Source organism: Sphingopyxis sp. KK2 (assembly GCF_001990265.1).
In the GTDB taxonomy this organism is placed as follows: Bacteria; Pseudomonadota; Alphaproteobacteria; order Sphingomonadales; family Sphingomonadaceae; genus Sphingopyxis.
This window is the reverse complement of record NZ_LYVN01000126.1, coordinates 1-11,727: the sequence shown is the minus strand read 5'-3', so window position 1 is coordinate 11,727 and position 11,727 is coordinate 1. Positions and strand designations below refer to the sequence as shown.

General features: G+C 64.9%; 13 protein-coding genes and 2 tRNA genes. 9 read left to right on the top strand and 6 right to left on the bottom strand.

The window, feature by feature from the left end:
- Positions 1–80 precede the first annotated feature (80 nt).
- Positions 81–166, bottom strand: a tRNA-Leu gene (locus tag B1A78_RS17175).
- 89 nt (positions 167–255) lie between these two features.
- Here B1A78_RS17175 and B1A78_RS17170 point away from each other — a divergent pair.
- On the top strand, positions 256–1,215 hold the full coding sequence (locus tag B1A78_RS17170; RefSeq protein WP_077148135.1) for an ABC transporter ATP-binding protein: 960 nt from the start codon (positions 256–258) through the stop codon (positions 1,213–1,215).
- Positions 1,212–1,979, top strand: a complete 768-nt coding sequence (locus B1A78_RS17165; protein WP_077148134.1) for an ABC transporter permease — start codon at positions 1,212–1,214, stop codon at positions 1,977–1,979. The genes B1A78_RS17170 and B1A78_RS17165 overlap by 4 nt, the downstream gene beginning before the upstream one ends.
- 77 nt (positions 1,980–2,056) lie before the next feature.
- On the opposite strand, the gene B1A78_RS17160 is transcribed toward B1A78_RS17165, so the two are convergent.
- Together B1A78_RS17160 and rpsA are read right to left on the bottom strand one after the other, a co-directional pair.
- Positions 2,057–2,335, bottom strand: coding sequence for an integration host factor subunit beta (locus tag B1A78_RS17160; protein ID WP_077148133.1), 279 nt, complete (start codon positions 2,333–2,335; stop codon positions 2,057–2,059).
- Positions 2,336–2,527: 192 nt separating this feature from the next.
- A complete protein-coding gene (gene rpsA, locus B1A78_RS17155; protein ID WP_077148132.1) occupies positions 2,528–4,243 on the bottom strand; it encodes a 30S ribosomal protein S1 in 1,716 nt (571 codons plus the stop codon).
- A gap of 328 nt (positions 4,244–4,571) precedes the next feature.
- Here rpsA and B1A78_RS17150 point away from each other — a divergent pair, with 328 nt between their 5' ends.
- Positions 4,572–5,861, top strand: a complete 1,290-nt coding sequence (locus tag B1A78_RS17150; protein ID WP_077148131.1) for an adenylate/guanylate cyclase domain-containing protein — start codon at positions 4,572–4,574, stop codon at positions 5,859–5,861.
- Here B1A78_RS17150 and B1A78_RS17145 read toward each other — a convergent pair.
- Both B1A78_RS17145 and aroA read right to left on the bottom strand, forming a co-directional pair.
- Positions 5,845–6,474 (bottom strand): d(CMP) kinase, encoded by a 630-nt coding sequence (locus B1A78_RS17145; RefSeq protein WP_077148130.1) that lies wholly within the window; start codon positions 6,472–6,474, stop codon positions 5,845–5,847. The two genes, B1A78_RS17150 and B1A78_RS17145, sit on opposite strands and share 17 nt — an antisense overlap.
- On the bottom strand, positions 6,471–7,799 hold the full coding sequence (gene aroA / locus B1A78_RS17140) for a 3-phosphoshikimate 1-carboxyvinyltransferase (protein WP_077148129.1): 1,329 nt from the start codon (positions 7,797–7,799) through the stop codon (positions 6,471–6,473). The genes B1A78_RS17145 and aroA overlap by 4 nt, the downstream gene beginning before the upstream one ends.
- Before the next feature lie 124 nt (positions 7,800–7,923).
- Between aroA and B1A78_RS17135 the strand changes: the two genes are divergently transcribed.
- Positions 7,924–8,247 (top strand): FYDLN acid domain-containing protein, encoded by a 324-nt coding sequence (locus tag B1A78_RS17135; protein ID WP_077148128.1) that lies wholly within the window; start codon positions 7,924–7,926, stop codon positions 8,245–8,247.
- 123 nt (positions 8,248–8,370) lie between these two features.
- A tRNA-Ala gene (locus B1A78_RS17130) sits at positions 8,371–8,446 on the top strand.
- 63 nt (positions 8,447–8,509) lie between these two features.
- On the opposite strand, the gene B1A78_RS17125 is transcribed toward B1A78_RS17130, so the two are convergent.
- Positions 8,510–8,953 carry an Rrf2 family transcriptional regulator gene (locus B1A78_RS17125; protein WP_077148127.1) on the bottom strand — a complete coding sequence of 148 codons (444 nt, stop codon included), beginning with the start codon at positions 8,951–8,953 and terminating at the stop codon, positions 8,510–8,512.
- Positions 8,954–9,103: 150 nt separating this feature from the next.
- Here B1A78_RS17125 and B1A78_RS17120 point away from each other — a divergent pair, with 150 nt between their 5' ends.
- The 4 genes from B1A78_RS17120 to B1A78_RS17105 are packed head-to-tail and all read left to right on the top strand — an operon-like array spanning position 9,104 to position 11,627.
- Complete coding sequence (locus B1A78_RS17120) at positions 9,104–9,670, top strand: hypothetical protein (protein WP_077148126.1); 567 nt, start codon at positions 9,104–9,106, stop codon at positions 9,668–9,670.
- Positions 9,651–10,367: a hypothetical protein gene (locus B1A78_RS17115; RefSeq protein WP_256839089.1), complete on the top strand. Its 717-nt coding sequence runs from the start codon at positions 9,651–9,653 to the stop codon at positions 10,365–10,367. Before B1A78_RS17120 ends, B1A78_RS17115 begins: the two co-directional genes overlap by 20 nt.
- Positions 10,354–10,989, top strand: a complete 636-nt coding sequence (locus B1A78_RS17110; protein ID WP_077148125.1) for a hypothetical protein — start codon at positions 10,354–10,356, stop codon at positions 10,987–10,989. The genes B1A78_RS17115 and B1A78_RS17110 overlap by 14 nt, the downstream gene beginning before the upstream one ends.
- Positions 10,990–11,024: 35 nt before the next feature.
- The gene (locus tag B1A78_RS17105; protein WP_077148124.1) at positions 11,025–11,627 is read left to right on the top strand and encodes an HD domain-containing protein; all 603 of its coding nucleotides are present in this window, start codon (positions 11,025–11,027) and stop codon (positions 11,625–11,627) included.
- Positions 11,628–11,727 lie beyond the last annotated feature (100 nt).

The following is an 11,727-nucleotide window of genomic DNA, read 5'->3' as shown; positions in this document are numbered from 1 at the left end:
GTAGGGAATGGTCGAAGGCATTGCGGGGCATCATAGCCAAGCCGCGCGAAACCGGAAGGGTGGTAACGCGCCGACCGGGCTGGTGCGGACGGCGGGACTTGAACCCGCATGTCACGAGGACGGCAGATTTTAAGTCTGCTGCGTATACCGATTTCGCCACGTCCGCACGCGCAGCCGGTCAAGCCGATGACCCCGATCAGGTCAAGCGCTGTTTGCCGCTTCACCGGGTGAAGCGGCTCGGCTAGAGCGATGGTCATGGAAGCAGTTCTCACCATCGCCGGGCTCGGCAAGACGTACAAGAGCGGGCATGTCGCGCTCGCCGGGGTCGACCTAAATATCGCCAAGGGCGAGATTTTTGCGCTGCTCGGGCCGAACGGCGCGGGCAAGACGACGCTGATCAGCATCGTATGCGGCATCGTGACGCCGAGCGCGGGCACGGTCACCGTCGGCGGCCACGACCATCTGCGCGACTATCGCGCCGCGCGCGCGATGATCGGGCTGGTGCCGCAGGAACTGCACACCGACGCATTCGAGACGGTGATGGCGACGGTCAGTTTCTCGCGCGGGCTGTTCGGCAAGAAACGCGACCCGAAATTCATCGAGCAATTGCTGCGCGACCTGTCGCTGTGGGACAAACGCGATTCGAAAATCCTGGAATTGTCGGGGGGCATGAAGCGCCGCGTGATGATCGCGAAAGCGCTGAGCCACGAACCCGAAATCCTGTTCCTCGACGAACCGACCGCCGGGGTCGACGTCGAACTGCGCCGCGACATGTGGAACATGGTGCGCGGGCTGCGCGAGCGCGGGGTGACGATCATCCTGACCACCCATTATATCGAGGAGGCCGAGGAGATGGCCGACCGCGTCGGGGTGATCACCGGCGGCAAGCTGATCCTGGTCGAGCAGAAGGACGAACTCATCAAGAAGCTCGGGCGCAAGACGCTGACGCTCAACCTGGTCGAACCGCTGGCGACGATCCCCGAGGAACTGGCGCAGTGGAAGCTCGAACTGGCGGGCGAGGGCAATGAGCTGGTCTATGAATTCGACAGCCGCGCCGAGGCGACGGGGGTGCCGTCGCTGCTGCGGCGGATGACCGACATCGGCGTCGCGTTCAAGGATCTGCACACGAAGCAAAGCTCGCTCGAGGATATTTTCGTCGGCCTCGTCCATGAATCCAACGGGACATCCAACGGTGCGAAGGAGACGGCGGCATGACCGCGAACTGGCGCGGCGTTCGCGCGATCTATCTGTTCGAACTGGCACGGTTTGGGCGCACCGTGTGGACCAGCCTCGCGCTGCCGGTGATCACCACCGCGCTCTATTTCGTCGTCTTCGGCTCGGCGATCGGCGGGCGGATGAACGAGGTGTCGGGCGTGCCCTATGGCGCGTTCATCGTGCCGGGGCTGATGATGCTGACGATGTTTACCGAGAGCATCAGCAATGCGTCCTTCGGCATCTATATGCCCAAATGGTCGGGCACGATCTACGAGATGCTGTCGGCGCCGCTGTCGCCGTTCGAGACCGTCGTCGCCTATGTCGGCGCCGCGGCGACCAAGTCGCTGATCATCGGCGCGATCATCTTTGCCACCGCGCATCTGTTCGTCGATGTCGAGGTCGCGCATCCGCTGTTCATGGTCGCCTTCATGGTCCTGATGGCGGTGACCTTCTGCCTGTTCGGCTTCATCATCGGGGTCTGGGCGCAAAGCTTCGAGCAATTGCAGGTGATCCCGCTGCTCGTCGTCTATCCGCTGACCTTCCTCGGCGGCGCTTTCTACTCGCTCGACATGCTGCCTGCCGCGTGGCGGACGATCACGCTGTTCAACCCCGTCGTCTATCTGATCAGCGGTTTCCGCTGGACCTTCTTCGGGCAGGGCGATGTCGGCATCGGCGTCAGCATGGGCGCGGTGGCCTTGTTCCTGACGCTCTGCCTCGGCGTGATCTTCTGGATGTTCCGGACGGGCTACCGGCTCAAGAATTGAGCGCGCAGGCGCGGCGCCCCGGACGGCGTCCGGGGGCTTTGCAAGGCGTCACAAAGGCCTGATCGCGTAACGGAAACTCAGTCGTTGAGCCGCTCGCGCATTTCCTTGCCGGGCTTGAAATAGGGCACGTTTTTCGCCTGCACGTCGACCGCTGCGCCGGTACGCGGATTGCGGCCCGTGCGCGACTCGCGACCGCGGGTCGAGAAGGCGCCGAAGCCGCGAAGCTCGACGCGGCCCCCGGAGGCCAGCTGGTCCACAATGGAGTCGAAGAACACATCGACGATCTTCTCCACCTCTTCCAGGCGCAGATCGCTGTTTTCGCTGGCGATTTTTTGAACCAGTTCTGACCGGATCATAGCTTCCCCTATCGTTGACGCGCATCTTTACGATGCTGGCTACCGGTCGTTGCCGGCCCCTTGCGTGAGACCCCTCCCAACGCGCGTCGAGACTAACATGAATCAACAGGGGCGCAAAATATATCGCCGAATCAAAAGGCCCGCCGGACTTATCCGGCGGGCCTTCTGTCTCATTTCGGTAAGAAGCGGCGATTAGCCCTTCTTGCCCGCCTTCAGCGCTTCGCCGAGGATGTCGCCGAGCGACGCACCCGAGTCCGACGAACCATATTGCGCGACGGCCTGCTTCTCTTCGGCGATCTGCATCGCCTTGACCGAGAAGCTGGGCTTCTTCGAACGATCGAAGCCGATCACCATCGCGTCGAACTTCTGGCCGACCTGGTAACGTTCGGCGCGCTGTTCGTCGCGGTCGCGGCCGAGGTCGGCGCGCTTGATGAAGCCGGTGGCGCCATCGTCGCCGGCCTGGACTTCGAGGCCGTTGTCGCGGACTTCGAGAACGGTGACGGTGACGACGTCGTTCTTCTTCACCGAGCCGGCAGCGGCAGCGGCACCGCCGCCAACGGCCGGGGCGCCCTTTTCAAGCTGCTTGATGCCGAGGCTGATGCGTTCCTTCTCGACGTCGACGTCGAGAACGACGACCTGCACGGCCTCGCCCTTGCGGTGGAGGTGCAGCGCTTCTTCGCCCGAGATGCCCCACGCGATGTCCGACATGTGGACCATGCCGTCGACGTCGCCCGGCAGGCCGACGAACAGACCGAATTCGGTCGCGTTCTTGACTTCGCCTTCGACGACCGAGCCGACCGGATGCTGGTCCGCGAACGCGCCCCAGGGGTTCGACTGAGCCTGCTTGAGGCCAAGCGAGATGCGGCGCTTGTCGCTGTCGACTTCGAGGACGATGACGTCGACTTCCTGGCTGGTCGAGACGATCTTGCCGGGGTGGACGTTCTTCTTGACCCACGACATTTCGCTGACGTGGACCAGGCCTTCGATGCCGGCTTCGAGTTCGACGAACGCACCATAGTCGGTGATGTTCGTGACGACGCCCGACAGCTTCGCACCCACGGGGTATTTGGCGGCGACGCCTTCCCACGGATCGCTTTCGAGCTGCTTCATGCCGAGGCTGATGCGCTGCGTGTCGCGGTTGATGCGGATGATCTGGACGCGGACGGTGTCACCGATGTTGATGACTTCGCTCGGGTGGTTGACGCGCTTGTAGCTCATGTCGGTGACATGGAGCAGGCCGTCGATGCCGCCCAGGTCGACGAACGCACCATAATCGGTGATGTTCTTGACCGCGCCTTCGATGATCTGGCCTTCTTCCAGGTTCTGGATCAGGCCCGAGCGCTGTTCGGCGCGCGTTTCTTCGAGGATGGCGCGGCGCGACACGACGATGTTGCCGCGGCGGCGATCCATCTTGAGGATCTGGAAGGGCTGCGGCAGGTCCATCAGCGGGCCGACGTCGCGCACCGGGCGGATGTCGACCTGCGAACCCGGAAGGAACGCCACGGCGCCGCCGAGGTCGACGGTGAAGCCGCCCTTGACGCGACCGAAGATGACGCCTTCGACGCGCGCTTCCTTGTTGAATTCTTCTTCCAGGCGGTCCCAGGCGGCTTCGCGGCGGGCGCGATCGCGGGACAGCATGGTTTCGCCATTGGCGTTTTCGACGCGGTCGACATAGACTTCGACTTCGTCACCGACATTGATGTCGGCCTTCTGGCCGGGCATCGCGAATTCGCGAAGCGGCACGCGGCCTTCGCTCTTCAGGCCGATGTCGATCACTGCCAGGTCGTTTTCGATCGCGGTCACGGTGCCCTTGACGACGCGGCCTTCAAAGCCGCCATCAGCACCACCCAGCGATTCGTCGAGCATCGCGGCGAAATCGTCGCGCGACGGAAAAGCCGTAGAGGCCATAGATGTTCTTCCTTACTTCATGTTTCCGGCCAAGCGGTTGGATCCGCTGGTCTTAATGGCCGATATGCCACGCCTGCCGGATGCAGGGCGCAGCATCCTTCGAACGATCATCGGCGAGGCGCGGGCAAAGCAAAAAGGGCGCGACGAGTGTCTCCCGTCACGCCCGACGCTCGTTACGAGCGACGGCTTTCCCGTGCCTCGACCGGCGAATACGCCCGTCGGACGGCGCGCATATAGTCCGCAAAACCGGTATAAGCAAGGATAGAAGCCGCAGTAAACCGTGTGGTAAGGGTTGGGGGTTACGCTTGCCGCCATCGAGAGGGGTCTCATGCAAGCGATGCTATTCGGCCAGTTCGCCGATCCGGCGGTCGAGGCGCGTTTCCAGGAAACGGCGCGCAGCCTGCGGCTGCCCTTCGTGCGCATCTATGGCGTGCTCTTCATGCTCGTCGCGCTCGCCTATACGATCGCCAACCCGCTGTTCGTCAGTCACGAGGATGTGGTGACGCTGGCGCTCTATTTCGGCGCGATGCTGATCCTGTGCGGAACCTATATCGGGGTGACCTTCTGGCCCGGTTATATCTCGCGGCCGGCGATCGATTTCGCGGCGCTGCTCGGCATCGTTTTCCTGCTCGGCCATATCAACATCGTCCTGTTCGACGAACTGATCGACCTGGAGGAAGAGATGCACGCGGTCGGCGTGATGAACCGGCTGTCGGTCAGCGCCTTTGCCGCGGTGGCGCTGGCGAGCCGGCCGCGCCTGTTCCTGCTGTGGATCGCGCTCGATATCGTCGTTTTCCTGTCGACCGTGCTCGCGGTGCAGGACCATGGCGCGGGCCTGTGGTACGCGCTGCTCAGCTATATGAGCGGGGCGATGATCATGATCGCGATCAATTTCGCGATCGACCGGTCGAGCCGCGGCGCCTTCGCGCTCGCCGAAGCGCTCGAGGTCGAGCGCAAGCGCAACGAGGAACTCGTCTACAACATGCTGCCGGTGGCGGCGGTCGAACGCATCCGCGACGGGCGGCTGGTCGCCGATTCCTATGCCGACGCCAGCGTGATCTTCATCGACATGGCGGGTTTTACCAAGCTCGCGCAGCGGGTCTCCCCGGGGCATCTGGTCGAACTGCTCAACACCTTCTTCAACCATGCCGACCGCTGTGCCGCGCAGCATGGGGTCGAAAAGGTCAAGACGATCGGCGACGCCTATCTGGCGATCGCCGGCGGCAACATGACGTCGCGCAACAGCGCCGACGCCGCGATCGCTTTTTCGCGCTCGGTGCTCGACGTGGTCGGCGAACTCCAGCAGCTTGCCGGGGTCGAGGTGGGCCTGCGCGTCGGCATCCACAGCGGGCCGGTGGTCGGCGGGGTGATCGGCGCGACGCGCATGGCCTATGACTATTGGGGCGAGACGGTGAACATGGCGGCGCGGCTCGAGGGCACGGCGCCGGTCAACGGGATCGCGATTTCCGAAAGCACCTGGCTGCGCGCGAAGGATCGCGCCGAATTCGGCCCGCCGCATATGGAAATGCTGAAAGGCGTCGGCGAAACCTGCGTCTATCACGCCGGTCCGGCGCAGCCGAAGCCCGCCGCGTTGCCCGATATCAGCTGGGTCGCCTGACCTTTTCATCGACGAAGGCGATGGCGGCGGCGATGCCGTCGGCGACGCTCATGCCGCTATTGTCGAGCAGCATCGCATCGTCGGCGCGCAGCAGCGGCGCGTCGGCGCGGCCGGTGTCACGCGCGTCGCGGGCGTGGATGTCGGCGAGCACCGCTTCATAGCTCACCTCGACCCCGCGGCCGTGCATTTCGGCATGGCGGCGGCGCGCGCGCTCCTCGGCGCTGGCGGTGACGAACAATTTGGCGTCGGCGTGCGGCGCGATGACCGTACCGATGTCGCGCCCGTCGAGCACCGCGCCGCCGGGCTGGTTCGCGAAATCGACCTGGCGCTGGAACAGCGCGGCGCGCACCGCGGGATGTACCGAGGCGCGGCTGGCGAGGCTGCCGGTGCTTTCATAGCGCAGCGCGGGGTCGCCCAGCAGGCTGTCGGGGAAATCGCACGCGGCGAGCGCGTCGGCGGCATTGTCGGGGTCGCCATGGTTGAGCTGCGTCTGGTAGCCGACCGCGCGATAGAGCAGCCCGGTGTCGAGCACGGGCAGGCCGAAATGATCGGCGATGGCGCGGGCGATCGTGCCCTTGCCCGAGGCGGTGGGGCCGTCGACGGCGACGATCATGACTGCAGGCTCGCGAGCAGCGCCTCGAAATTGGGGAAGCTCGTGGCGACCGGCGCCATATCGTCGATTGTCACCGGCGCCTTGCTGACGAGACCCGCGATCGCGAAGCTCATGCAGATGCGGTGGTCGAGGTGGCCGGCAACGCCCGCGCCGCCGGGCAGCGGGTCGCCGCCCGTGCCGTCGATGGCGAGCCCGTCCTCGCTTTCGGTGACGCGCGCGCCGATGGCGCCCAGGCCGGTCGCCATTACCGCGAGGCGGTCGCTTTCCTTGACGCGCAGTTCGTCGAGGCCGGTCGTCGTCGTGCGGCCCTCGGCGAGCGCCGCGGCGACGAAGAGGATCGGATATTCGTCGATCATGCTCGGCGCGATCGCGGGATCGACGTCGATGCCTTTCAAGGCGCTGTGACGGACGCGCAGGTCCGCGACGGGCTCGCCGCCGACTTCGCGCGCGTCGAGCAGTTCGATATCGCCGCCCATCTGGCGCAGCACCTCGACCAGCCCGGCGCGGGTCGGGTTGAGCCCGACATTGGCGATGGTCACGTCGGAGCCGGGCACCAGCAGCGCGGCGACGATGAAGAAGGCCGCCGACGACGGGTCGCCGGGGACGACGATCGTCTGCGGTTTCAGCTCGGCCTCGCCACGGATGCGGATGTGGCGGGTGCCGTCGGCGTCGGTTTCGACCGACAGGTCGGCGCCGAAACCGCGCAGCATGCGTTCGCTATGGTCGCGCGTCGGCACCGGTTCGATCACCTCGGTGATACCCGGCGTGTTGAGCCCCGCGAGCAGGATCGCGCTCTTGACCTGCGCCGAGGCGACGGGGAGGCGGTAGGAGAGCGGGATGGCGGGGGCGATGCCGCGCAGCATCAACGGCAGGCGGCCACCCGGCGACGCGCTGATATCGGCGCCCATCTGCGACAGCGGGTCGATGACGCGGCCCATCGGGCGGCCCGACAGGCTGGCGTCGCCGACGAAGGTCGCGGTGATCGGATGGCTCGCGACGAGCCCCATCAGCAGGCGGGTCGAGGTGCCGCTGTTGCCCATGTCGAGCGCTTCGCGCGGCTGGAGCAGGCCGCCGACCCCGACGCCGTCGATCACCCATTCGCCGTCGTGGCGCCGTTCGATCGTCGCGCCCATCGCGCGCATCGCGGCGGCGGTGGCGAGCACGTCATGGCCTTCGAGCAGTCCGGTGACGCGGCTCGTCCCGACCGCGAGCGCCGACAGCATCAGCGAGCGGTGCGAGATGCTCTTGTCTCCGGGGATCGCGATCCTACCTTGCAGCGGAACGGAAGCGGAAAAGGCGCGCGGGCTGGGGCTTTGATCGGTCATGGCGTGCGGCTTTTGACAGCGGCCTTGCAATCTGGCAAGGCGCACGCCGATTTGACGATCGCCGGTGCGCGATTGTCGCTCTTCCGATATTTTTATCCTTTTTCCAGAAGGTTATGAGGCGTTTATGATCAAGGCTGAATGGGGCACCAAGCGTAGCTGCCCGAAATGCGCCACCCGATTCTATGATCTGACCAAGGATGATCCGGTCGCCTGCATCAATTGCGGCTATGCCTGGATCCCGGAATCGGTGCTGAAATCGAAGCAGCCGATGCCGTTCGAAGAGATCGAAAAGCCCGGCAAGGTTGCGAAGGAGCCCGAGGGCGACGACGATCTGGATCTGGACGTCGATGTCGACGAGGACAGCGATTCGCCCGATAACGACGTCGACCTTGGCGGCGACGACGATCTGGGCGTCGCGACCGGCGACGACGAAGACGTCGAAAACTGAGTTTTTCGCGGCAAGGGGCAAAAAGGCATCGCGAGATGCATTTGGCCCCTTGCATCGGCCGCCGGCACTGCTAAAGGCGGCCACCCGATCGCAGCTACCCAGCACGATCGGACGAAATGGCAAGGGGCCTTAGCTCAGCTGGGAGAGCGCCTGCATGGCATGCAGGAGGTCAGCGGTTCGATCCCGCTAGGCTCCACCATTTCACGAAAAGGCCCGCGAATGCGGGCCTTTTTGCGTTTCGGGCATGCTTTTGGCTGGGAGCCTATTCGGCGGCTTCGGATTCGAAGATCGGTTCCATTGCGATCGGGTCGGCAAGGCTGATGCGGTCGAGGATCGCGGCGGTGTCGTCGCGCACCTTCAGCATTAAACTGCGCATCCGGCATTCGGATTCGGGCAGGCAATTCTTGCAATGCTCGTGCGCGTTGCGCGCGGCGCAGGGCACCAGCGCGAGCGAGCCGCGCGTCAGGCGCACGAGGTCGCCATAGCTGATGTCGATCGGCGGCAGCGCGAGCTGGTAGCCGCCGTCGCGCCCGCGCTGCGAAATGAGCAGTCCTTCGCGCGCCATTTCGGACAGGATCACGGTCAGGAACTTGGGCGGAATATTCTGCGCGTCGGCAATATCCGCGAGTTGCACCTGCCCCTTGCCCCAATGATCGGCAAGGTGCTGGAAGGCACGGATCGTATAGCGGGTCTTTTGCGACAGCATGTGCGGTCTGTGTGACATATTCAGTCTTAATTCAACCTGTCTGGATGACATTCGACCAAGAGTTGATGAAAATCACAGCGGGTGGCATGAACGGGGCCTAGAGGGGTCGCAGGAAGCCCGATGCGGGCGTGGTTGCGTGGAGCGTTTCGAATGCGGAAGATTTTATCGGCGCCGGCGGTGTTGGCCGCATGTCTGCTGGCGGTTGCGCCGGCGCAGGCGCAGTTCGGGGGGCTGTTGCGCAAGGTAACGGCGCCGACCCCGACGCCGAGCCCGAGCGAAGAGGGCAATGGCGGTTGTCCCAAGGGCAAGAAGGGCAGCAGCGTCGGACGCGGCATCCTGGGCGGCGTGATCCGCGACGCCGTCGGCGATGCCGCAAGCAAGGCTGGCGTATACAGCTATGTGCCGATCGGCGAGGTGAGCGGGACGCTGACCGACGCGATCGCCTGCCGCCTCGATCCGGGCGAGCAGGTGCAGGCGGCGGCGGCGACCGAGGAAGTGACGCGCGGCGAGGAAGTCGGCGCGACCGTGAACTGGACGAGCGAAACCCGCGAAAATGTCAGCGGGTCGTCGACGGTGGCAGCGGTGAACACCGAGGGCAGCGGCCGCAAGTGCATGAACGTCACCGACGTCGTTATCGTCGAGGGCGAAGAAACGCGCGTGTCGAAGCGTATGTGCAAGGGACCGGGCGAGCCGCGCTATGTCATCGTTCCGGCCTAAGGGCGTCCGTTCGCTCGCGGCGCTGGCCGCTTTTGCGGCGCTCACCGCGGCGACGCCGATGGACCCGGCGAACCCGACCTGTCCGCTCAACCCCAATTGGTCGACCAGTCCGACGATGACGCTGACGCCTGCGGTGCGGAACGGGACGAAAGTGTTGCTTGCCGAAGGGCGTATCGATGCCGGGCTGCCCGACCGGTTGACCAAGGCGCTCGCGGCCAATCCCGAAACCGAGGAGATATGGCTGCGCTCGCCCGGCGGCGATGCCCGCGCCGGTAATGCGGCGGGGCGGGTGGTGCGCTCGAACCTTGGGATCATAACGCGCATCCCGAGTGGATGGGCCTGTTTCAGCGCCTGCAACTTCGTTTTCATGGGCGGGCAGCCGCGCCTCGTCGATCCGGGCGGGCTGTTCATCGTGCATATGTTCACGCGCACGGGCGACCGCAGCGCGATCGACATGAGCGTCGCGATGGGGACCGACGCGACGCGCGACCTGATCGGCGATATCGAACAGGATGCGGCGCTGCTCGCGAGCGAGGACAATGATTTCCTGATCCGTATGGGGGTGTCGCGCAAATTGCTGACCGAGGTGATGTATCGCCAGAAGGCCATCGCGACCGAGGAGGACAAGTCGACGCGCCGTTGCCTCACGCAGGACGAGGTGAAGGGTTATAATGTCGCGAACAATGACGGCGGTTAGGCTGCGCTTGCTGGCGCCCTTGCTCGCGCTGCCTCTGCTCGCCGCGACGCCCGGCGCGCAGACAGGACGATGCGAGCCGACGCGCGCCGGCGCGGATATGCCCGCGCCGCGCCTGAGCGTGACGCACGAGAAGGGCGGTGAGACGCTGCTGATCGAGGGCCGGATCGACCGCGACCTGCCGGGGCGGCTCGAGACGCTGTTCGCCGAGCATCCGAATATCGCGGCCGTCCATTTCAACTCGGCGGGCGGTGATCCCGCCGGCGCGATGGAGGCCGGCGCGGTGATCCGGGCCATCGGCGGCTTTGCGACGCATGTCCCGGCCGGCGCGGAGTGCAGCGGCGCGTGCGCCTTGCTGTTTCTCAGCGGCAGCGTCCGGTCGGTCGACCCGTCGGCGGTGTTCGACCTCGGTCAATTTTCCGACCCGCCGAACGCCTCGGCGAGCCGCGCCGCCGTCGCGCGGCAGAGCCTCGACATATCCAACTATCTGATCCGCATGGGTGTTTCGCGGCGGTTGCTGACCGGCACGCTCGATCGCGATGCTGCGCTTTCGCCCGGCGCGCCGCGCCAATGCCTGACCCCGGCCGAACTCCACGGCTATAACGTTGCAAATTGGAACGAATAATTTAGGCTGCCGCCAACCATAAAGGAGAGGCTGCCATGACCGACATGACGCACGATCACGCGTCCTTCCGTTCGATGATCGACGGGACACAGGAAGATTGGGATATCATCGCGCGCGAGCAGAAGGAGTTCGCGCCGCAGAACGGCAAGCGCATCCTCGATCATCTGAAACTGCTCGGCGGCGATTATGGCGGCTTTCCGGTCGACCGGCTCGAACATTGCCTGCAGACCGCGACGCGTGCGCACAGGGATGGCCGTGACGAGGAATATGTCGTGATGGCGCTGCTCCACGACATCGGCGACACGCTCGGCGCGTTCAACCATCCCGACGTCGCGGCGGCGATCCTGAAACCCTTCCTGTCGGACGAAAACCTCTGGATCGTCCAGCATCACGGCATCTTCCAGGGCCATTATTTCTTTCACTATATCGGGCTCGACCGCGACATGCGCGACCAGTTCGCCGACAGCCCCTATGCGGCTGCCTGCGCCGAATTCTGCGAGAAATATGACGCGCCGGCGTTCGACCCCGATTATGTCAGCGAGCCGCTGGAGTTTTTCGAGCCGATGGTGATGCGCGTCTGCGGCTACCCCAAGAAGAGCATCTACAAGAAGGTGATGGTCGAGGAAGCGGCGGCGTAAGGCGATTAGCCCCTCCCCTTCAGGGGAGGGGTTGGGGTGGGGATCTGCGAGATTGCGCAAGGCCGATGGCCCCACCCGCTGCGACTAACGAACAAGTTCG